The sequence below is a fragment of the Halalkalicoccus sp. CG83 genome (genome assembly GCF_037081715.1).
In the GTDB taxonomy this organism is placed as follows: Archaea; Halobacteriota; Halobacteria; order Halobacteriales; family Halalkalicoccaceae; genus Halalkalicoccus; species Halalkalicoccus ordinarius.
This window is the reverse complement of the sequence record NZ_JAZDDH010000001.1, coordinates 1,901,247-1,921,869: the sequence shown is the minus strand read 5'-3', so window position 1 is coordinate 1,921,869 and position 20,623 is coordinate 1,901,247. Positions and strand designations below refer to the sequence as shown.

At 66.7% G+C, this 20,623-nt stretch carries 22 protein-coding genes; 9 read left to right on the top strand and 13 right to left on the bottom strand.

Features of this window, described 5'->3' with window-relative positions; translation table 11 throughout:
- Positions 1-144: 144 nt before the first annotated feature.
- Positions 145-1,071 (top strand): ring-cleaving dioxygenase, encoded by a 927-nt coding sequence (locus V0Z78_RS10090; RefSeq protein WP_336344503.1) that lies wholly within the window; start codon positions 145-147, stop codon positions 1,069-1,071.
- 410 nt (positions 1,072-1,481) lie between these two features.
- Here the strand turns inward: V0Z78_RS10090 and surE are convergent, their stop codons facing one another.
- The 9 genes from surE to V0Z78_RS10045 form a co-directional block, all read right to left on the bottom strand.
- On the bottom strand, positions 1,482-2,261 hold the full coding sequence (surE, locus tag V0Z78_RS10085) for a 5'/3'-nucleotidase SurE (RefSeq protein ID WP_336344502.1): 780 nt from the start codon (positions 2,259-2,261) through the stop codon (positions 1,482-1,484).
- A 35-nt stretch (positions 2,262-2,296) separates the two neighbouring features.
- On the bottom strand, positions 2,297-3,778 hold the full coding sequence (locus tag V0Z78_RS10080) for a small ribosomal subunit Rsm22 family protein (protein WP_336344501.1): 1,482 nt from the start codon (positions 3,776-3,778) through the stop codon (positions 2,297-2,299).
- Entirely contained in the window at positions 3,775-4,506 is a 732-nt protein-coding gene (locus V0Z78_RS10075; RefSeq protein ID WP_336344500.1) for a prephenate dehydrogenase dimerization domain-containing protein, read from the bottom strand. Before V0Z78_RS10075 ends, V0Z78_RS10080 begins: the two co-directional genes overlap by 4 nt.
- 222 nt (positions 4,507-4,728) lie before the next feature.
- Positions 4,729-5,901 (bottom strand): M24 family metallopeptidase, encoded by a 1,173-nt coding sequence (locus tag V0Z78_RS10070; protein WP_336344499.1) that lies wholly within the window; start codon positions 5,899-5,901, stop codon positions 4,729-4,731.
- Between the two features lie 46 nt (positions 5,902-5,947).
- On the bottom strand, positions 5,948-6,547 hold the full coding sequence (locus tag V0Z78_RS10065) for a TetR/AcrR family transcriptional regulator (RefSeq protein ID WP_336344498.1): 600 nt from the start codon (positions 6,545-6,547) through the stop codon (positions 5,948-5,950).
- Positions 6,544-7,341 carry an ABC transporter permease subunit gene (locus V0Z78_RS10060; RefSeq protein ID WP_336344497.1) on the bottom strand — a complete coding sequence of 266 codons (798 nt, stop codon included), beginning with the start codon at positions 7,339-7,341 and terminating at the stop codon, positions 6,544-6,546. Before V0Z78_RS10060 ends, V0Z78_RS10065 begins: the two co-directional genes overlap by 4 nt.
- A complete protein-coding gene (locus tag V0Z78_RS10055; protein ID WP_336344496.1) occupies positions 7,334-8,317 on the bottom strand; it encodes an ABC transporter ATP-binding protein in 984 nt (327 codons plus the stop codon). Before V0Z78_RS10055 ends, V0Z78_RS10060 begins: the two co-directional genes overlap by 8 nt.
- 46 nt (positions 8,318-8,363) lie before the next feature.
- Positions 8,364-8,594, bottom strand: coding sequence for a hypothetical protein (locus V0Z78_RS10050; protein WP_336344495.1), 231 nt, complete (start codon positions 8,592-8,594; stop codon positions 8,364-8,366).
- 139 nt (positions 8,595-8,733) lie between these two features.
- Positions 8,734-9,165, bottom strand: coding sequence for a hypothetical protein (locus tag V0Z78_RS10045; protein WP_336344494.1), 432 nt, complete (start codon positions 9,163-9,165; stop codon positions 8,734-8,736).
- Between the two features lie 155 nt (positions 9,166-9,320).
- Here V0Z78_RS10045 and aroA point away from each other — a divergent pair, with 155 nt between their 5' ends.
- The 5 genes from aroA (at position 9,321) to V0Z78_RS10020 (ending at position 14,379) form a co-directional block, all read left to right on the top strand.
- Positions 9,321-10,643, top strand: a complete 1,323-nt coding sequence (gene aroA, locus V0Z78_RS10040; RefSeq protein ID WP_336344493.1) for a 3-phosphoshikimate 1-carboxyvinyltransferase — start codon at positions 9,321-9,323, stop codon at positions 10,641-10,643.
- 66 nt (positions 10,644-10,709) lie between these two features.
- Positions 10,710-11,975 carry an alkaline phosphatase family protein gene (locus tag V0Z78_RS10035; protein ID WP_336344492.1) on the top strand — a complete coding sequence of 422 codons (1,266 nt, stop codon included), beginning with the start codon at positions 10,710-10,712 and terminating at the stop codon, positions 11,973-11,975.
- Positions 11,976-12,026: 51 nt separating this feature from the next.
- Positions 12,027-13,178: a chorismate synthase gene (aroC, locus tag V0Z78_RS10030; RefSeq protein WP_336344491.1), complete on the top strand. Its 1,152-nt coding sequence runs from the start codon at positions 12,027-12,029 to the stop codon at positions 13,176-13,178.
- Positions 13,179-13,231: 53 nt separating this feature from the next.
- Entirely contained in the window at positions 13,232-13,681 is a 450-nt protein-coding gene (locus V0Z78_RS10025) for a hypothetical protein (protein ID WP_336344490.1), read from the top strand.
- A 17-nt stretch (positions 13,682-13,698) separates the two neighbouring features.
- A complete protein-coding gene (locus V0Z78_RS10020; RefSeq protein ID WP_336344489.1) occupies positions 13,699-14,379 on the top strand; it encodes a DUF7546 family protein in 681 nt (226 codons plus the stop codon).
- On the opposite strand, the gene V0Z78_RS10015 is transcribed toward V0Z78_RS10020, so the two are convergent.
- Positions 14,361-14,861, bottom strand: a complete 501-nt coding sequence (locus V0Z78_RS10015) for a hypothetical protein (RefSeq protein ID WP_336344488.1) — start codon at positions 14,859-14,861, stop codon at positions 14,361-14,363. The two genes, V0Z78_RS10020 and V0Z78_RS10015, sit on opposite strands and share 19 nt — an antisense overlap.
- A gap of 22 nt (positions 14,862-14,883) precedes the next feature.
- Positions 14,884-15,141, bottom strand: coding sequence for a cytochrome C oxidase subunit IV family protein (locus V0Z78_RS10010; protein ID WP_336344487.1), 258 nt, complete (start codon positions 15,139-15,141; stop codon positions 14,884-14,886).
- 292 nt (positions 15,142-15,433) lie between these two features.
- On the opposite strand from V0Z78_RS10010, the gene V0Z78_RS10005 reads away from it, so the two are divergent.
- The 3 genes from V0Z78_RS10005 (at position 15,434) to V0Z78_RS09995 (ending at position 17,206) form a co-directional block, all read left to right on the top strand.
- On the top strand, positions 15,434-15,955 hold the full coding sequence (locus V0Z78_RS10005) for a halocyanin domain-containing protein (protein ID WP_336344486.1): 522 nt from the start codon (positions 15,434-15,436) through the stop codon (positions 15,953-15,955).
- Between the two features lie 220 nt (positions 15,956-16,175).
- A complete protein-coding gene (locus V0Z78_RS10000; protein WP_336344485.1) occupies positions 16,176-16,694 on the top strand; it encodes a DUF6789 family protein in 519 nt (172 codons plus the stop codon).
- 230 nt (positions 16,695-16,924) lie between these two features.
- Positions 16,925-17,206: a DUF7410 domain-containing protein gene (locus tag V0Z78_RS09995; RefSeq protein WP_336344484.1), complete on the top strand. Its 282-nt coding sequence runs from the start codon at positions 16,925-16,927 to the stop codon at positions 17,204-17,206.
- A gap of 48 nt (positions 17,207-17,254) precedes the next feature.
- Here the strand turns inward: V0Z78_RS09995 and V0Z78_RS09990 are convergent, their stop codons facing one another.
- The gene (locus tag V0Z78_RS09990) at positions 17,255-19,699 is read right to left on the bottom strand and encodes a cbb3-type cytochrome c oxidase subunit I (protein ID WP_336344483.1); all 2,445 of its coding nucleotides are present in this window, start codon (positions 19,697-19,699) and stop codon (positions 17,255-17,257) included.
- Entirely contained in the window at positions 19,696-20,487 is a 792-nt protein-coding gene (gene coxB, locus V0Z78_RS09985; protein ID WP_409338736.1) for a cytochrome c oxidase subunit II, read from the bottom strand. The genes V0Z78_RS09990 and coxB overlap by 4 nt, the downstream gene beginning before the upstream one ends.
- Positions 20,488-20,623: the final 136 nt, after the last annotated feature.

The following is a 20,623-nucleotide window of genomic DNA, read 5'->3' as shown; positions in this document are numbered from 1 at the left end:
AGCTCTACCATCGCGCCGGGTGTGTCGTACTCGTCTCGCACCCGCTTGCCGGCTCGAATCGGAGACCTCGGCGGAGTATCAGTCTTCGAGTCTAACTGGATCTCGACCGCGGGGTTATTCAGGATCAGCCGCGTACGTATCGGCATGCCCGCGGCCATTCCCGGAATCCACCACGTCACGGCCATCGGAAGCGATCCCGGACGAAACCTCGCGTTCTACACCGAGACGCTCGGGCTCCGCCTGGTCAAGCGGAGCGTGAACCAGGACGACGTCTCGGTCTACCACCTGTTCTACGCCGACCACGAGGGCTCGCCCGGAACCAGCATGACGTTCTTCCCGTACGCCGGTGCTCGCCCCGGGCGGGTGGGGACGGGCCAGGTCGCCACCACCCAGTTCCTGATCCCCGACGGCTCGGTCGACTACTGGACCGACCGGCTCGCCGAGGAAGGCGTCGATCACGACGAGCCCCGGGAACGCTTCGGCGACGCGGTCGTCCCGCTCCGCGATCCGGACGGACTCCCGCTGGAACTCGTGGCGCGTTCGGACGCGCCCGAAGGAAACCCGCCGAAGGGACCGGTCCCCGCGGAGCACGCGATCCGGGGGTTCTTCGGCGTGACGCTCTCGCTCACGTCCGCCGATCCCACGGCGAACCTCCTGAAGACGATGGGCTACGACCGGACCGGAAGCGAACGCGACCGCCGGCGCTACGAGGCCGACGGCGACCTGGGCTCCGTCGTCGACCTCGTCGAGCGTCCGCAGGGTCCTCCCGGGCAGCCCGGCGCCGGCACCGTCCACCACGTGGCGTTTCAGGTGACCGAGGAGACCCAATCGGAGTGGCGCGACGTCCTGATCGAGCAGGGGCTCAGACCGACGGAGGTCATCGACCGGAAGTGGTTCAAGTCGGTCTACGTCCGGACGCCGGGCGGCGTCCTCTTCGAGTTCGCGACGAAGGAGCCGGGCTACACGGTCGACGAGGAGCTCGACGCGCTCGGGGAACGGCTGGTCCTTCCGGAGTGGCTGGAGGACCGACGCGACGAGATCGAAGCCGGCCTCCCGGCGCTGTCGACGTAGCTGCCGCGGAGTAGCCGAACGATGTCCGACCCCGTTCGTTCGGTTCCGTGCCGATGCGTCGCGCGTAGCTGGGGGCTCGATGCGAGGGTGACGAGCCGACTCATATCGGTCGGCACCCTTTCACGGGGCATGAACGGAACGGGACTCGCCGGGACGATCGGAGGGAGACGCTCGCGTCCACGGCGAGCAGAACGAACGCCACGAGAACGAACAGGACGAAGGCCATCAGCGTTTCGAGACCGGGATCGAGATCGAGTTCCGGCGTCTCGCCGTCTCCCGTCCGAGTCCTGTGGTCGTTCCCGTCCGTCTGCCAGTCGTCCCGATCGACACTGCGGTTCATCGTCGAGCTAAACGCCAGCAGAGGGCATCGCGAGATTCACGGATATCCGAAGGTCTGATTCCGTGGGAGCTCAGTCGGAGTCGTACGACTCCGCGAGCGCGTCGAGGGCGTCGTGGTGCTCGGTCGTGTGGGGTGCGGTGAGCGGCGAGACGCTCACCTTCCCCTCGACGAGCGCCCGGCGGTCCGTCCCCTCGGGGTCGGCGATGTTGCCGCTGGCCATCGCGTCCCACGAGCGGTCGTGGAGCGTGATCGAGCCCTCCTCGTAGGTCGCGCCCATCTCGTAGACGGTCGATGGGTGGGTGATCGCCATCGAGGCGGGATTCCCGTCCTCGTCCGGGAGCGGGGCGTTGACGTTGAGATACTCCGCCTGCTTGAAGACGCCGGAGTCGATCGCGTTCTCGACGAGATACCGGGTTGCGCGGCAGGCCTCGACGTAGTCCTCCGCGTCGGTCTCGCGGGGCCACTCGTCCTCCGGGAGATAGAGCGAGACGGCCATCGACGGGATCCCGCAGAAGGCGGCCTCGACGGCGGCGCTCACCGTCCCCGAGCGTCCGAGGACGTACGCCCCGAGGTTCGCGCCCGTGTTGCAGCCGGCGATCACGAGATCGGGATAGGGCCCGAGCGCCTCGAGGCCCGCCACCACGCAGTCGGCGGGCGTTCCCGCGATCGCGTAGCCCAGGTCGTGTTCCTCGACGGTCACTTCGTCGGACATCGCGCGCCCGACCGCGCTCTGATCGTTCGCGGGCGCGACGGCGGTCACCTCGGCCACGTCGCAGAGCGCGTCGTACAGCGCTCGAAACCCCGGACTGTCGATCCCGTCGTCGTTGGTGAGAAGCACCTCGAGTCCCATGCGCTCGCCTGGACGGGGAGGCGCAAAAAACCGTGTTATCCGATGCGGTCGACGACCGTCTCCTCGTCGACCACGAGGTTGTACGCCCCTTCGTCCGCGTTCCAGAGCGCTAACGCCCCCTCGAGGACGAGCACGGCGCCGTAGTCGGCGTCGAGAAGCGTCCGGTTGAGCGACGTTTCACGAGTGAGGACGGCGTAGTGATCGGTCGACTGGCTGCCGTCGCTCACCCTGAACAGGGGGTTGTTTCCGCCCTCGGAGAGCGAGCGGCTGAGCTTGACCGTCACGCAGTCGATCCGGTCGCCAACGTGGGACTCGGTGTCGGCGAGCTTCGCGAACCGCTCGGGACTGGGCTCGACCTCGGCGCGCCGGCGGCCGTCCCTCCGGAGGATCGAGTAGGAGTACTGCACGTCCCGGTTGACGAACTCGCCGGTCGCGGGGTCGCGCTCGTTCGCCTGCGCGCCGTTCGCGGTTCCGTCGCCGTGTGCGGCGCGCGCCCCCTCGTCGAGCCGGCGCTGGAGGGCGGGTACCTCGAGGTCCGGCTTTCGGTCGAACGACCATCCCCGATCGGTAGGGGCCTCGCCCGGCCACAGTCGGAGCTCCGGCGCGTAGGCGGTGTAGCCGTCCTCGTCCCTCCCGTTCGACGTCCGGCCGTCGACCACCGCGCGCTCGACCCGTCGGAGGTTGGTGCTGGTGTTCTTATCCGCCGGCGAGAGCGCGATCAGTGAACCGTCGGGTGCGAGGTAGGAGAGATACCGTCGGAGTACCTCAATGGGTTCGGAGAGCTCCACGAGGACGTTCGCGAACACCAGCAGGTCGTACTCGCCCTCGGGCTCGAACGCCTCGGCGGTCGTTCGGTGGATCGTCGCGTCGACGTTCCGATCGATGCCTTCGAGGAAGGTCTCGAGTACGTCGGCGGCCGCGCTCGGTTCGACGGCGTGGTACTCGACGAGCGCGCCCTCGCTCCCGACGTAATCGAACAACCCGAGTGCAGGTCCGCCGACGCCGGCGCCCACGTCGAGGACGCGAAGCGGCGAGGAGAGCAGTCCCGCCGAGGCGAGTTCGTCGAGCAGGTACTGGGTCGCGGCGTAGTAGGCGGACAGGTGATAGAGCGCGTAGCCGAGCGCCGCCTCGTAGTCGTACTCGACGGGGTGCTGGCGGTAGTAGCGCTCCTTGAGCCTGCGGATCTCCGCCCGGAGGTCGTCGCCGGTCTCGTCGTCGGCCCAGTCGGGGCCGAAGCGCTCGACGAGCAGCGCTTCGAGCCGGTCCAGATGCTCCTTTGGAACCGTCCGGACCCCGTCGAAGGCCGGCGCGATCGGCTCCTCGGGCGCGGGGACGAACGTGCCGTCCTCGCGCTCTCGGAGCCGGAGCTCGACGACGTGCTCGCGGAGTACCTGCCGGACGACCGCCGGGTGGGCGCCGCCCTCGACGTACTCCGAGAGCTCCTCGGGGTCGAGCGGCCGGACGTTCCGGAGGTACTTCGCCGAGTCGAGGATCGCTCTCCGCTGGCTCTCGTTCACCGTCCGGCCTCTCGATAGAGCGCCTCGAACGCCTCGCGATCGGCCTCGGCGATCCGAGTGGCCGCGTCGGCGACAGCCTCCGCGCCCGCGAACGTCTCCTGGATGTCGGCGTAGACGTGGGGGTTGCCGTCGGTGACGCGATCGACGAGGTCACCGAGTCCGGCGGAGATCGGCGTCTCGAACCCCGTCGGGACCTCCTCCGCGGCGAGCGCGTACGCGAGGATCGCGGCGTGGGTCTTCGTCTGGATCGTCTCCATCGCGCGGTCGTGCTCTTCGGGGGTGGTCTCGACGAGCACGTTGCCCCGTTCCTCGAGCCGTTCGCGCAGGCGCTCGACGAGGGGTCCGCCCTCCTCGACGATCGCGACGTTTCCGGGGGCGTTCTCGGGGGCGAACAGCGGGTGGAGGCTCGCCCGCTCGCGGTCGGGGGCGTGTTCGGCCATCGCGGTGACCGGCGTCGACATGACGCCGCTGCAGTCGACGATCGCCGACATCGCTATCGGTTCGTAGCGCTCGATCGCGTCCTCGACCGCGGGGATCGGCACCGCCAGACAGACCAGATCGAACCCGTCGTCGGTGTCGGGCGAAACCGCTCGGCCACCGTGGGCCTCGGCCGCCGCACGAGCGGCCTCGGAATCGAGGTCGGCGAACGCGAGCGTCGTCCCGGCTCCGTCGATCACCCCCGCGAACCAGCGTCCCATCGTTCCCGCACCGACGATCAGCGCGTCCATTGGCGGACGGTCGGCCGTCGGCGTCAAAAGGCGTTCGCTCCTCCGTCTACGCAGTCGGGGTCCGGATCCGACGGTCGAGCGGCTGAACGTACCCGCAGTCGGGACAGGTCTCGTAGCCCTGGACGTTCGCCAGTCGGCTCTCGCAGTTCGGACAGTTCATATCCGCCCCTTCGATTCGACGATCCATAAACCCCTATACGACGATCGTCGAAAACAGGTGGTTCAGTTGATCACGAACTCCTCGGGGTAGTCGGTGAGGTTCTCGTAGCCGTCCTCGCGAACGACGACGAGGTCCTCGATCCGCACGCCGCCGACCTCGGGGTCGTAGAGGCCGGGTTCGACGGTGACGACGTGACCCGGTTCGAGTTCGCCGCCGCTCTCGCTCAGACGGGGTAGCTCGTGGACGTCGAGGCCGATGCCGTGACCCGTCGAGTGGATGAACCCCGTCTCCGTCGATTCGTCGTTTCGCAGCGTCGGCAGACCCGCCTCCTCGTACACCTCGCAGGCCGCGGCGTGGACCTCCGCGCCGGTGACGCCGGGCTCGATCGCCTCGAGGGCGGCCTCCTTCGCCTCGGCCGTGAGATCGTACCACTCGCGTGCCGTCTCGCTCGGCTCGCCGACGACGAACGTCCGGGTCATGTCGGCGTGGTAGTTCGTCTCCTTGCTCCGGGGGAAGACGTCGATCACGATCGTCTCGTCGGTGTGAAGCGGGCCGCTGCCGCGGTCGTGGGGGTCGGCGGCGTCGGCACCACAGGAGACGATCGTCTCGTCGAGGGCACAGTCGAGACGGAGCAGCGCGATCTCGATCTCGCGTCGAACGCGCTCGCTCGTCAGGGGTTCGCCCCCGTGCTGGAGGACGCCCTCCTCGACGCTCGCCTCCTCGAGGAGCGTCTCGGCGGTATGCATCGCCTCCTCGTTGGCGCGCTGAGCCTCGCGAATGGAGTCGATCTCCTCGTCGGTCTTCACCGCACGGATCCCCGTCAGCACGTCGTCGGTCTCGGCCGAGACGCCGACGTCGAGTTCGCGCAGGCCGTCGGCGAGCGCGAGGGGGAACCGTGCGGGGACGACGACCCGTCCGGCGTCGTGGTCGGCGAGGAACTCGGCGATCAGTCGCGGTTTCGCGCCGATGGGTCCGTACTCCTCGACCTTCTCGCGGTAGCCGTAGTCGGCGTAGCGCGAGACCGTCTCTGCGCGGCTCTCCGATCGAGCCCGGCCGTACTCCAGCCCCGAGACGAGCAAGTGCGTCTCGTCCATGTGAAGGGTGACGAACGAATCGGGCGCGTCGAACCCCGAGAGGTACAGCTGATCGGAGTCGGTCGAGTCGGCCTCGATCAGGTAGCCGTCGGCGCCGTTCTCATCGAGAAACGCGTCGAGTTCGGAGAGATCCGGTTCCATGTCCGGTCGTGTGCCCACAGGGTAGTAGACCCTTCCCTCCGCCTCCTCACTCCTCCGTCGCCGTAAGTCCGATCGCCAGTCGTTCGATCAGCGTCGCGCGGACCGCCGGGTACCCCGGGCCGAGTTCGTCCCGATGGAGGGTGACGAATGTTACCGCTCGAAGGACGCCGGCGACGACCTCGGGATCTGCCTCGATGACGGCGCCGGCCTCCTGCCACGACTCGACGTACGACAACAGGTACTCGACGCTCCGGCGGTGGCCCTCGGCGAGCTCCTCGTCGGACATGCCACGGATCAGCCGATCGATCTCCCCGTCGGCGAGCACCGCGCGGGTGAGGGGGTTCGCCTCGATCTCGTCACAGATCGCCGTCAGGAGGGCGACGATCTCCTCCCGCGGACCGTCGGCCGCCGCGACCGCGGCCTCGTATCGCTCGAGGACGTCCTCGCGCTCGCCCTCCAGGACCGTCCAGAACAGCGCCTCCTTCGAGTCGAAGAAGCGGTAGAACGTTCCCGTCGCGATTCCTACCGGCTCGGTCAGGTCGGCGATCGTCGTCTTGCGCAGCCCGTATCGCGCGAAGCGCTCGCGGCCGGACTCGATCAGTGCCTCGCGGATCCGCGCTCGCTCGCGGTCGTCGAACGCGGTCATGCGCCGACGTCCGCCCGTTGGAACCGGTAGCGCGCCACGAGCACCAATAGCACGGTCGCGCCGAGCAGGATCGCCGCGCCGGTCAGGTCGTAGCTTCCCTCGACGAGGATCGCCGTCGGGTCGTAGTAGTGGGTGGGACTCACGTAGCCGATCCACTCGAGACCGTCGGTGCTCGCGGCGATCGACTCGATCAGGTAGAGGACGAACACCGCGGCGATGGCGATGCGTTTGGCGACGTCGGCCCGGTCGACCAGCGTCGAGAGGACGAGCCCGATCGCCCCACAGACCAGCAGATACGGGATCGAGAGGAGGTGAACCACCGCGAGATCCGCCACGTCGATCGACTGGCCGATGGCGAGGACGACGGCGTAGACGACCACCGGCACGACGGCGTTCAGCGCGAGGATCGGCACCAGCACCGAGGCGAACTTCTCCGCGAGGACGCGCGAGCGCGAGATCGGAAGCGAGAGCGTGAGGTCCATCCGATCGCGCTCGACGTCGCCGGCGATCAGCCCGCCCGCGCTGTAGGCGAAGTAGAGCCCCAGGAGCAACAGCCAGAGGAACTGGTAGACCTCGACGGCGAGAAAGCCCTCGATCGTGTCGAGCGAGGAGATCCCGAACGCCTCCTGGACCGCCGGCGGGTACGCCTCGACGTACGCGTCGAAGTCGATGCCGGAGGCCTCGAGCGACGGGAAGAAGGCCACGAAGAACACCGCGAGCACGCCGAGACCGATCGCCAACGCGAGCGTCCCCTTGATCCGTTTCTCGGCCTCGTACCGGACGATCTCAAGCATCGGCGACCTCCGTCTCCGCTTCCGAGTTCGTCCTCGTCTCCGGAGCGGGTCCGTCACCCTCGCCGTAGTAGTGCATGAAGACGTCCTCCAGCGGGGGCTCACCGATCTCGACGTCCACGACGTCGTAGTCCGCGAGGTGGGAGAGCAGCGCGTTGTACTCCCCGGCGTACGTAAAGGAGAGCGAGTCGCCGACCCGGCGTACGTCGATGGTGCCGTCGGTCGCGAACGCCTCGGGGTCGACCGGTTCTGCGAGGCGGACCCGGACGCGCTTACCGCCGCGGGCGAGCAGCGTCTCGACGTCCTCGAGCGCGACGAGTCGGCCCTCGCGGAGGATGCCCACTCGGTCGCAGACCTGCCGGACCTCGCTCAGCACGTGCGAGGAGAAGAACACCGTGGTGCCGCGCTCGCGCTCCTCGCGCAGAAACTCGTGGAACCGCTCCTGTTTCAGCGGGTCGAGCCCCGAGGTCGGCTCGTCCATGATCACCAGGTCCGGATCGTGCATGAACGCCTGGACGATGCCGAGCATCCGCTCGTTGCCCGTCGAGTACTCGCGAATCGGCCGCTCGAGCGGCGGCGCAAAGAGTTCTAAGAGCTCCTCGCGGCGGCTCCCGCCCTTGATCGCTGCGTGGAGGGCGAGCACCCGCTCGCCGGTCACCCCCTCGTCGAAGCCCAGATCCGCGGGCAGATAGCCGATCCGCCGTTTCGCCTCGACCAGCGCGGCCTCGTCGAGGACGTCCGCTCCCAGAACCGTCGCCGTACCCGACGTCGGCGAGAGCAGCCCTAGCAGCGTGCGGATCGTCGTCGTCTTGCCCGCACCGTTCGGGCCGAGAAAGCCGAACACCTCGCCCTCCGCTACCGTGAAGGAGAGGTCGTCGATGCCGACGACCTCGCCGGATCCCGTCCGGCGGCCAGGGAGTCGGAGGCTTCCGCCGTCGCCGTAGCGCTTCGTCAGCCCCTCGAGTTCGATCGCGCTCATCCTCCGATATAGGCTTCGTGAAGTAATGAACGTTCGGCTCAGACGTTCATAGCACCTGCTCGAAGCCATCGAGGACCGTCTTCCGGCCGTCGATCTCGATCATCGAACCGTGACCGAGGACCGGGCGGTCGAACTCCCTCTCGGGGATTCGCCGAACCGAGGCCCGAAACGTCCGATCGTTCCGGATCGTCCACCGGAAATCCGGTGTGGGTCCGAACCGGCCGTGGACGCCGAGCAGTGAGGCCACCAGTCGCGTCGAGAGCGGCGTCTCGTCCATGAGGCGGTAGCCGACGTCGCCCGGTATCAGCGTTCGGCTCCCGATCTCGACGCCGAGGAACCGCAGTGGCCGCTCGCGTACCGGAGTCGATCCGGGAGCCGTCGGAACACGCCCACTGACGTCGGGCAGACTACTGTAGTTACGCGCCGAGCACTTTCAGCTCGACCTCGTGGCTTCCGTGAGACGTCCTGATCTCGACGCGCTCTGCGAACGCCTCCCTTGCCCGCACCCGCCACTCCTCGACGCGCTCGACGTGACGGTCGTGGTGGAGTTCAGTCGAGTACTCGAGGTCAGGGTCGGTACGGATCTCCGTCTCCGTATCGCCGGGTTCCGGGTACGTGGGCAGGAGATCGTGATCGAACAACTCCGCGGGTTCGACGTGGATCGGGACGGGTTCGCTCGACGGTTCGTCGGGGCCGGGGACGTGTAGGCGGGCGCGCATCCGCCCCGCGAAGGGCGGGGTGATCCGTAGAACGGGGGAGACCGCGCTTCGCTCGCTCGCCTCGTAGGCCGAGACGGCGTCCTCGGCACTGACGGCGATCGATCGAATCCGTCGGGGATCGTCGTCCACGTCGGTAGAACGCACCCACAGAACGTTGGAGGTTTCGACCCGTCGAGCAGCCCTTCCGCACGTCGGTAAAACGGACCACGAGTGGGCCCCGGTCGATCGACGCCCGGCTCGCAGCCATCGATAGCGTGATACTCCGTGACGTTCTCGCCCCGCGCATGGACGCCACCATCACGCGCTCCTCGGTCGGCGGGGTCGCCCAGGCTCCGCCGTCGAAGAGCTACACCCATCGAGCGATCCTCGCGGCGGGCTACGCCGGCGGCGCGATCGTTCACGATCCGCTGAAAAGCGCAGACACGCGTGCGACGATGCGCGCCGTCGAGGCGTTCGGGGGCGACGTGGGCGAGAAGGAGGAGCACCTCGCCGTCGACGGCTTCTCCGGACACCCCGGCGTGCCAACGGACGTGATCGACTGCGCCAACAGCGGAACGACGATGCGCCTGGTGAGCGCCACCGCGGCGCTCGCGGACGGCATCACGGTGCTGACGGGCGATCGGTCGCTTCGCTCGCGCCCGCAGGGACCCCTGCTGGACGCGATCGAGCAGTTGGAAGGACGCGCCGAGAGCACCCGCGGGAACGGCCAGGCGCCGCTCGTAATCGGCGGGCCGATCCAGGGCGGCGAGGTGTCGATCCCCGGCGACGTCTCCTCGCAGTACGTCTCCGCGCTGTTGATGGCCGGCGCCGTCACCGAGGAGGGGATCGAGATCGACCTCGAGACCGAGCTCAAGTCCGCGCCGTACGTCGACGTCACGCTCGAACTCCTCGAGGCGTTCGGGGTCCGGGCCGAACCGGTGGGAACCGACGGCGAGAACGGCGTCCGCTCGGCCGGCGCCGAGGGGTTCTCGGTCGCGGGCGGGCAGTCCTACGAGCCCGCCGAGGGCGAGTACCACGTCCCCGGCGACTTCTCCTCGATCTCCTACCTGCTGGCGGCGGGCGTCCTCGCCGCCGACGAGGGGCTGACGATCCGCGGGGCGTACCCCAGCGCGCAGGGTGACGCCGCCATCGTCGACGTCGTCGAACGAATGGGCGGCGAGGTGGAATGGGATCGCGAGAACGGCCGCATCGAGGTCGAACGATCCGCCCTCTCGGGCGTCGAGGTCGACGTCGGCGACACCCCCGACCTCCTCCCGACGATCGCGACCCTGGGTGCGGCCGCGGACGGCGAGACGCGGATCACCAACTGCGAGCACGTCCGGTACAAGGAGACCGATCGGGTGAGCGCGATGGCCAAGGAGCTCGACGCGCTCGGTGCGGTCGTCGAGGAGTATACCGACGAGCTCGTCGTCGACGGCGCCGCCTCCGAACTGTCGGGAACGGCCGTCGCGGGCCACAAGGACCACCGGATCGTGATGGCACTCTCGGTCGCGGGGCTGGTCGCCGAGGGGGCAACGACGGTCCGGGGCGCCGAGCACGTCGACGTCTCCTTCCCCGGCTTCTTCGAGGTTCTCTACGACCTCGGCGCGGACGTCGTCCGCGAGTGAGACCGCGGGAACGTGGGCGTCGGGACCACCGACATCGATTTACGCCTGCTCCTCCCACTACCACGGATGCTGCGTGACTCGGTAGCACGCCGGTTGCGCGAGACGCGATCGGAGGGGGCGTACCTGTTCCCCGCGTATGACGACTACTGCTTCACGAACGTCCAGGGGACGGCCTTCTCGGTCCTCGGCGAGTCGCTCGGTCGTCGGCTCCCTGACGACGTCCTGAAAGGGGTCGACGCGGACGTCGAGCGCGTGCTCGTCGTCCTGATCGACGGTTTCGGCTACGAGCAGTGGAAACGCCACCACCGCGACCACCCGTTTCTCGCCACGCTGACCGAACGCGGGCGGGTGACCCCGCTGACCTCCACCTACCCCTCGGAGACGGCGGCGGCGATGACGACGTTCACTACCGGTCTGCTCCCGGTCGAACACGGGGTGTTGGGCTGGTACCAGTACGTCGAGGCGCTCGACGCCGTCGTCCAGACGCTGCCGTTCGCAACCGTCGACGGCAGGCCGGTCGAGGAGACGATCGACGGGGCGAGCCGAGGGGTGCTCTTCCCGCAGACGTCGCTCTACGAGCGGGCGGCGGCCCGCGGCATCGACGTCCATCTCGTCCAACCCGAAGGGATCCTCGACCCGCAGGACTCGGCGCTGCTCGGAGCGGGCATCGAGCCCCATCCATATCGAACGGTTGCGGGGATGGCGATCCAGCTTCGACGCGTGCTCGAGGCCGCGAAGGGAGGGACGTACGTCCACGCGTATCTGCCCGCGATCGACGCGACCGCCCACGCCGCCGGCACCGACTCCCGGGCATACGGGGCGACGCTCTCGATGATCGCGGATCGACTCCGAACGGAGCTGATCGACCGCCTCGACGGCGAAGCAGCGGAGGGGACGCTCCTGATCGTCGCCGCGGACCACGGCCACGTCGACACCGATCCCACGACGAACCTCGACCTCTCGACGATCGACGGAATCCGCGAGCGACTCCGGACCGACGGTCGCGGCGAGCCGATCCCGCCGATCGGCGGGCCGCGAAACCTCCGCTTTCACGTCCAGTCGGGCGCGGAGCGGGCGGTCCGCGACGTGCTCGAGCGCGAACTCGACGCGCGGGTGTTCGATCGAGCGGAGGCGCTCGATCGGCGGCTGTTCGGTGACGCAGAGCCGATCGGCGACTTCGACGAGCGCTGTGGCGAGCTGATCTGCGTCCCGCGCGAGCGCGGCGTCTGGTGGGACGGCCACGAGCTCGACTTCGTCGGGATGCACGGCGGACTCCACCCCGACGAGATGCTGGCGCCGTTCGCGGCGGCGAACCTCGCGGCACTACGGTAGCGCGCGGTCACACTACAAACCCTAAATGGGAGCGGCTCCCAGTCGGGGGCAATGAACGGCAACCGATTCGGCCGGCTCTTTCAGGTGACGACGTTCGGCGAGAGCCACGGCGAGGCAATGGGCTGTACCGTCTCAGGCTGCCCGGCGGGGCTCGAACTCGACGAGGAGGACATTCAGGGTGACCTCGACCGCAGGAAGCCGGGCCAGTCGATGATCACCACCAGCCGCGGCGAGGCCGACGCCGTCTCGATCAAGAGCGGCATCCAGGACGGCTACACCACCGGGACGCCGATCGGCATGGTGATCCAGAACAAGGACGCTCAGTCGGGCAAGTACGAGCCCTTCATCACCGCGCCGCGGCCGAGCCACGGCGACTTCACCTACTCCGCGAAGTTCGGCACGCGGAACTGGGGCGGCGGCGGGCGTTCCTCGGCCCGCGAGACGGTGAACTGGGTGGCGGCGGGCGCGATCGCGAAGAAGCTGCTCTCGCTCGAAGGGATCGAGATCAAGGCCCACGTCAACCAGATCGGCGACGTCCGCGCCGAGGGCGTGAGCTTCGAGGAGATGGTCGAGCACAGCGAGGAGAACGACGTCCGGTGTGGCGATCCCGCCGTCGCCGAGGAGATGCAGGAGCTGATCGAGCGCTACCAGGGCGAGGGCGACTCGATCGGCGGCTCGATCGAGTTCGAGATTCAGGGGGCGCCCAGGGGACTGGGCGCCCCGCGATTCGACTCCCTCTCCGCTCGGCTGGGCCAGGCGATGATGAGCGTGCCCGCGACGACGGCCTTCGAGTTCGGGCTCGGACGCGGGGCCCGCGAGTACGCCGGATCGGAGCGAAACGAGGACTGGGAGTTCGACGAGGCGGGCGATCCCGTCCCCGTAGGTAACGATCACGGCGGGATCCAGGGCGGGATTTCTACTGGTCAACCGATCACGGGCGAGGTCACGCTCCACGCGCCGACCTCGATCCCGAAGGAGCAGACCACGGTCGACTGGGAGACCGGCGAGGAGAAACGGGTGCAGGTGATCGGCCGTCACGACCCCGTTCTCCCGCCGAGGGGCGTCCCCGTCGTGGAGGCGATGTGTGCGCTCACGCTCGTCGACTTCATGCTTCTGGGCGGGCGGATCAACCCGGATCGGGTCGACGACCGCCCGGGCGAGTACGACACCGACTACCATCCCTCGAGCCCGGAGAACGAGTAGGATCCGCGGTACGCGAGGATTTATAGTTCCAGCGTTCGATGGTATCAAGTGCCATGGCGGAGGGTAGCTACCTCGCGAGTACCCTGCTGATGGGTCTGTTTCTGATAGTGGTCGCGACCGCTCTGACCCGCAGTGAACGGGCTCCGGTTCCGGGTGCGAACGGCGAAACCGTCGATCGGGAGGGGAGCCTCGGCACCGGTCTCGATGGGCTGGCACGGAATCCGAGTGCGTGGGTCCTCGGGTTCGTCCTGCTCACCGCCGGTATCGCGGTCGGCGCCCTCCTCTACGTCGGTGGTGGTCCGCTTCCCGACGAGAGCCGGGAGGTCGCCGGCCTGGTGGTGGCAGGGCTGTTGTTGCTCGTGATCAGCGGATTTCTCTTCCTCGGTACGTATCTCACCGCGACGTCCAAGGGACGCTCGAGCGCGTGGGGGATCGCCGAGGGAACGATCGCTCTCGGTCTGTTGTTCATCGTAGCGATCGTCGTCAACCTCGTGGTCAGCTGACCGAACGCGGCGCCGACATGAGCGTTTCGACGAGAATCACGACGTCGACCGCCGCCGGGATCGCGTTCTGGCTGTGGGTCGTCGTCGCCGAACTGCTGCTCGTCATCGGCTACTTCGCGTTCACGTCGGCGGAGCCGACGACCCTGCGTTACGCGTTCTACCCCTTCGTCTGGATCAACGTCGGATGCTGGAGCGTGCTACGGACGACGCCGACGGCCCCGGACCGACGTTCCCGATGGGTAGCCGCCGGCATCGCCCTCGTGTACTTCATCGCGCTGGCTGCGATCGCGGGATTGGTAGGTGTCCGCGCCCCGTCCGGCCTCGACCAGACTGGGGGGTTCCGCGTGGTGATGGCCTCGCCCGGGTGGGGGCCCGCGCTCGCGTACACCGCGTCATCGGCGTATCTGGTCGTCGTTCCCTATCTCGTCATCGGCTACGGATCGCTCGCCTATCTCGTCTACGCGACGGTTCTCGAGGCGGCCGAGGCCGCCGTCTCCGGACTCCTCGGACTCGCGTCGTGTGTCGGCTGTACGTTTCCCGTCATCGCCTCGTTCGTCGCAGGGCTGGCGGGCGGTTCCTCGGCCCTGACCGCCGCGGTGTATGCGTTCTCCATCGACGTCTCGACGGCCGTGTTCGTCCTCGCGGTCGGACTGCTGTACTGGCGACCCGGTTTCGAACGTTACGGCTCGCGGCGATAGAGCAGCGCGAGAACGCAAAACAGTGCGAGTTCGGCGAGTTTCGAGAGGAGCGCGATGCGGTCATCACGTACGTGAGCCGGACCGAGCAGGATCTCGGCGATCGAATGACCGTACCAGCCGTGCTCCAGTCCACCCCACCAGGCGCCGTGGCCGAGGGCGTGCCAGCCGAAGTACCCCCCGATGTAGACGAGCATGAGTATCATCCCCAGCGCGTAGATCGGCTTTCGAGGAGAGCCCAGAAGGATCAGATTCGCGCCCACGATGATCGCCACGCTCGAGAGGACGAACGCTACGGGTCGTGGATCGATCAGCGGGGTACCGGCGGCGGCGTACGCGACGAGCGCCGGCGTTCCCAACGTCGGATGAAACAGATGGACGATGGCGACCATGTAGGCCAATCCGGCAGCGACGTACTGCAGCCGCCGGGTCGAACGGGGTTCGGCGGTTACGGACGTCCCATCGCCGGTCTGCGTTTCGTTCATGACGTGCTTAGAGCCGGCTCGTTCACGAGAGCGAGTACGCCGCGGCAACGGTCAGGAGGAGCACCGCGAAGAACCCCATCGATACGAGATACGAAAGCGACCGTGGTTCGAAGCGGAGGTGCTGATAGTAGCCCACGATGAGGAGCGTCTTCGTAACAGCCGCCATCATCGTCGCCGCCATCGCTTCCCAGTAGCCGAAGAAGTCGAAGAAGATCACTTTCGAGGTCGCTAACGCGATCAGCAGCACGTAGATCCCGGCGTAGAACCGCACGCTGGCCATTACTGTACAGTGATAGCGTTTCACACACTTATAGTTTCGCCCGTTCAGGCGGGGTTCCGAACCGGTCGGTTTCGGGTGCTCGATCCCCCCTCAAATCGGAGAACGGCTGGTCGAATCGATCGCGTGGCGGGAGTGAGACGCGTATGGGGTCACGGATCGACGAGGACCGAACTCCGTTGGATCCTTCGGCAGCCGAGAGGACCACCGTACTGAAACACGGGATGTAGACGCATGGGGCGTCTTTCCCGAACTGTCATGTGATTTTATTTCCTTACAGGGACAACTCCCGTCCATGCAGTCTCGTCTCGAGGTGACCAGACGGACGTACCTCTGGCTAGCAGGGCTAGTACCGCTGACAGCGGGGCTTGCCGGATGTAGCGAGGGCGGTGACGATGGTGGGGATGAAGAGCTTTCGGGGGAGGACTACCCCGCAGTGGACGAGTGGCTCACCGAGACGGAGGTCGGGGGCGAAGCGCCGAACTACGACGGGACGATCGTGAATCAGCGCGAGCAGGACACCGTCCAGGTTGACGTGGGAGCGGGCGAGGACGGGATAGCGTTCGAGCCTGCTGCCGTCTCCGTCTCTACGGGAACGACCGTCCGGTGGGAATGGACGGGCGAGGGTGGCGCTCACAACGTCGTGGCCGCGCCGGACGACCAGATCGGCGAATCGGATTACGAGTTCTCGTCCGGCGACCCGGTGGACGAGGAGGGCGAGACCTATGAGGAGACGCTCGACGACGCAGGAATCGCCCTCTATCACTGCGAACCACACCTCTCGGTCGGGATGAAAGGAGCCGTCGTCGTCGAGTGACGGCTTCGGGTCGAACGGTAGTCGCTACTACTGACGAACCGGAGTTGTCGAGTCAGCCACCTGCCCTGCGCTGAGAGCGATCAGGGGACGGAGATTGCGTGGCGGTTTCGCGGTACGGCTCTCGTCCCTCGGATCGTGCTGCCCCGTTGGATACCTCTATCATACTGTGATTGATGTCAACGTTTAACATGCTTGGGCTACAACACCTAGAGGAAGGGCGATGAACGAAGAATCGAACTCAGTCAGTCCGTCCACGACCGAGGAACCGGGTATAGAAGAGTTCGGGCTCCCGATCACGCTCCGCGTTATCGGTGTAGCGATGGGCGGAGGGCTGGTAGGAATGTTGTTGATGCTCCCCCTTCTCGGGGGGGTTCCGATACTGCTCGACGTGTTCCGACCGGAGTCCATCGTGGAGTTCGCGCACTTCGGCATGTATCTCGGCTTCGAACCATCGGTGACGACCGGCCTCCTCCTGTTCTTCCTCGGCGGAATCACCGTCCTGCCGCTGCTCTTTCTCGTCGTTGGGGCGTTCCTCCCGCCCGAGAAACCTCGGTATCTCCGGGGGGCGGCCTTCGCGACCATCTTCTGGACCGGGTTCCTCATCGCGTTCTGGCCCGGCGGAGGGATCCTGACGATCGGCGTGTTCGTCGTCGTCTCGCTCGTCTCCCACTGGATCTACGGGACGACCCTCGGCTATGCGCTCGATGCGACCGTCGGCATCCCGCAGCATGACGTGTGAGCGCGTTTCCCGGGTGATCCGAGACGTTCTATCGCACGATATGTGGTCGATTCGGGAGGGTATCTGACCCGTTCTTTCGAGGAACACCGTCGATGAGTCCGGTGGGGAACTCCCGAGGGTGGCGATCGGCCCCGCCTCTGGCTACTCTCGCTACCGACGGTCGAGCCCCTCTGCGGCGTGACGGTCGGTGGATATATGTGGGTAACGGTAACAGCTAGCGGTGACGCGAGATGCCACGGCCGATCACCGAGCCCGAGTTCGCAATCCCGGACGGCGAGCAGCCGCCGGCGCGCTGTCCCCACTGTGATCGTCCCTTCCGGAGCGAGGAGCTGTACGTGCTCCATCTCGGGGAGGACCACCCGGAAGCGTGTACGCCGACCGAACGGGAAGCGTACGAGGAGGCCTACGACGCCGAATCACACGACCTGTTCACCTTTCACGCGAAGGTGGTCGTCGCGCTCACGCTGCTCTTCTTCACGTTCGCGTACACCTACGCGGTAGTGTGGAACTGATCCGGCTGTCGCCGCGTTCGCTTTCGGGCGTCCGTCCGCGAGATCGTGCTACATGAGATAGAACAGCGGGAAGAGGAACACCCAGACGACGTCGACGAAGTGCCAGTAGAGTCCGAACATCTCGACCGATCGCTCCTCGTCGAGATAGGCGTCGGCGGTGTAGACTCTGGCGATCATGAACAACGCGATCAGGAGTCCGAACACGACGTGCAGACCGTGAAGACCGGTCGTGACGAAGTACACCGACGCCTCGATACCGGTCTGGGGATAGATCCCGTGGGAGAACTCGTAGCTCCACTCCCACGCCTTTATTCCGAGGAACGTGAATCCCAGGAGTATCGTCGCCGCCAGCGAACCCAACAGCCCCCGTTTGCTTCCGCGTTGAGCGTAAACGAGCGCGAGGACGACGGTGAAGCTGCTCGTGAGCAGAACGATGGTGTTCACGAGCCCGGGCAGCGCGTCCGGCGGGACGGTCTCCCACGCCGTCCATCCGATTCCCGCACGGATGAAGACGTACGCTCCGATGACGGCTCCGAAGACGACGATGTCCGAAACGAGGAAGAACCAGACGCCGAGTTTGGTCTTGTGAACGCCCTCGAACGGCCAGCGTGCGCCGATGGCGGCCTCCGGCGCGTGAAACGACTGGAGGCCGAACCCGAGCAACGAGTACCCCGAGAGCACCAGCCCGAGACCGAGCAGGACGGCGTACTGCGGTCCCTGTAGCTCCCCGGCGTGGAAGCCCGAGAGACCGAGCAGGACGACGAAGACGGCGAGACCGATCGCGAACGGCCAGACGCTCGCGTGGTCCTCGTGGTGTTCCTCGCGTACCACGTACGCGCTCGCGGCATCGGCGGCCGTGGCGCTGCCGCCGTCGGCGGCCCGCTCGCCGCCGTCCGCGGCCCGGGAGCCCCCGCCGAGATCGTCGACGAACGCCAGCGAGCCGTCGGCGTAGCTCACTCGGCCGTCCCAGTTCTCGAGCGGGGGTGGCGAGGGGATCGCCCACTCCGCCGTCCGTGAGAACTCCCAGGGGTTGTCCCCGGCCGGTTCGCCGGTCCAGAGGCTCGTATAGAGGTTGTAGAACATGATGAGGAACGACCCCGCGACGACGAACCCGCCGACCGTCGCGAGCTGGTGCCACGTGATGAACTCGACGTTGTACTCGAAGACCCGCCGAGGGGTCTCCCAGGCGACGAACAGCGGGAAGTAGAGCAGGTTGAACCCGACGAAGAAGGTCGCGAAGTGGAGCTTTCCGAGGAACTCGTCGTACATTCTGCCGGTCATCTTCGGGTACCAGTAGTAGAGCGCGCCGAAGAGCGCCGTCGCGCCGCCGAACATCACGTAGTGGAAGTGCGCGACGACCCAGTAGGTCCCCCTGAACTCGTAATCGAGGACGACGGCTCCGAGGAACACGCCCGTGATGCCGCCGAGGATGAACAGCAACAGCGCGCCGAAGGAGAACAGGAACGGCGTCTTGAACCGGATCCGGCCCTTGACCAGCGTGTAGATGAGCGCGAAGACCATGAGGTCGAAGGGAAGGGAGATTCCGATGGTCGTCGCCATGAAGAGGATCTTGGTCTCCAGGCTGATCGCGGTGAGGAACATGTGGTGCATCCAGACGAGGAAGCTCTGTAGTGCAACGAGGATCATCGCCAGAATCACCCACTTCCGTCCGACGATCCGCCGACCACAGAACGTCTGGAAGGTCTCGAACATCACCCCGAGCGCGGGGAAGAAGACGATGTACACCTCGGGATGCCCGAAGAACCAGAACAGATGCGCCCACAACAGCGATCCACCCGACGTTTCGGCCGTGAAATACAGCGTCCCGATGATCCGATCCGAGCCGAGGAGCAAGAGCGCGGCGAGCAGCGCCGCGAACGCGAAGAGCATCATCCAGACGGTGAGGAGGATCGACCACGTGAACAGCGGCAGGTTCCAGAGCCCCATCCCTTCCGCCTTCCCCCGGTGGATCGTCACGAGGAAGTTCACCGTCCCCATGGTCACCGAGGCGACGAAGAGCATCAATCCGAGCACGGCGGTCGTGCCGCCGACGTTCGGCGAGTACTCGGGTATGTTGAGCGGGGCGTACATCGTCCAGCCCGCGTCGTAGGTCCCCCCCTGGAAGAAGGACAGCACGATGAGCAGCCCGGAGAAGAGATAGAACCAGTACGACAGCGCGTTGAGCCGGGGGAACGCCAGATCCTTCGCGCCGATCTGGAGCGGGACGACGTAGTTCGCGAAGCCGAAGGCGAACGGCGAGAGGAACCAGAACACCATCAACAGGCCGTGAGTGGTAACGGCCTCGTTGTAGGCCCCACCGGAGAGGAGGGCCGGGCCGGGAGTCCACAGCTGCGTTCGGATCAACAGGGCGAGCACGCCACCGAGAAGCAGGAAGAACAGGGCCGTCAGCGTATAGAGTATGCCGACGTCCTTGTGATTGGTCGTCACCAGCCAGCGTTTCGCGGACGTCGTCGGTGGGAGATCGTCCGTCATCCGTGTCTCGGTTCGAGTGCCGCGGTTTCGTCGTTCTCACCGTCCTCCTCGTTCGCTTCCTCGCCGTTGTCCTCCGATTGCTCGTACGCCTCCGGATCCTCGTACCACTGCTCGAACTCCGCCGGTTCCATCACGATCACGTCCGCGGCCATGTCGGAATGGCCGATCCCACAGAGCTCGAAACACCAGGCCTCGTAGGTGCCGGGTTCCTCGGCGACGAACCACGTCTCGGTGGTTTGGCCGGGGATCGCGTCCGCTTTCACCCGCAGATCGGGAATGCCGAAGTTGTGCCAGACGTCATCGGAGGTGACGGTGAGCGTCACGACCCGATCGGCCGGAACCCGGAGCTCGTTGTTCTGGGTGTAGCCGTTCGGATACTCGAACTCCCAGCCGAACTGAAAGCCGGTGACGGTCACGTCGAGGTTCTCGTCGGTCCCCTGCTCCGTGGGTCCCGCCTCGACGTAGAGCAGCGCCCCGTACGTCCAAACGATGAGGGCGATCACGATGATCGCGCTGATCGCGAACGAGACGAAGAGCTTTCGACCGCCGCCCGCCCCGGTGGGGAGTTCGCCGAGCGTGGGCCGGTCGATTCGGTCCTCGTCCTCGACTTCGTCTCGGTCCCTGTATTTGTAGGCGTTGTAGAGCGTGTAGGCGATTACGACGACCCCGACGAGCGTCCCGAGAACCAGAAACACCAGAAAGATCTCGTCGAACATCTGTACCCGTGTCCCCCACTCATCACCGGGGACTCGCGGCGTCTGTACGAGCACCCGACCGGTCGTAACCATCCCCATAGCCGTCATCCTGCCTCGTTGTGTGAGGTGTTATCTATCCACAACCATTTACCTATTCCGGTCGTCGAGATGTGGACGTTCGACCGACTCCGGGGTGATATCCACGCTTCGTTCCGCGTGACGACTCGAT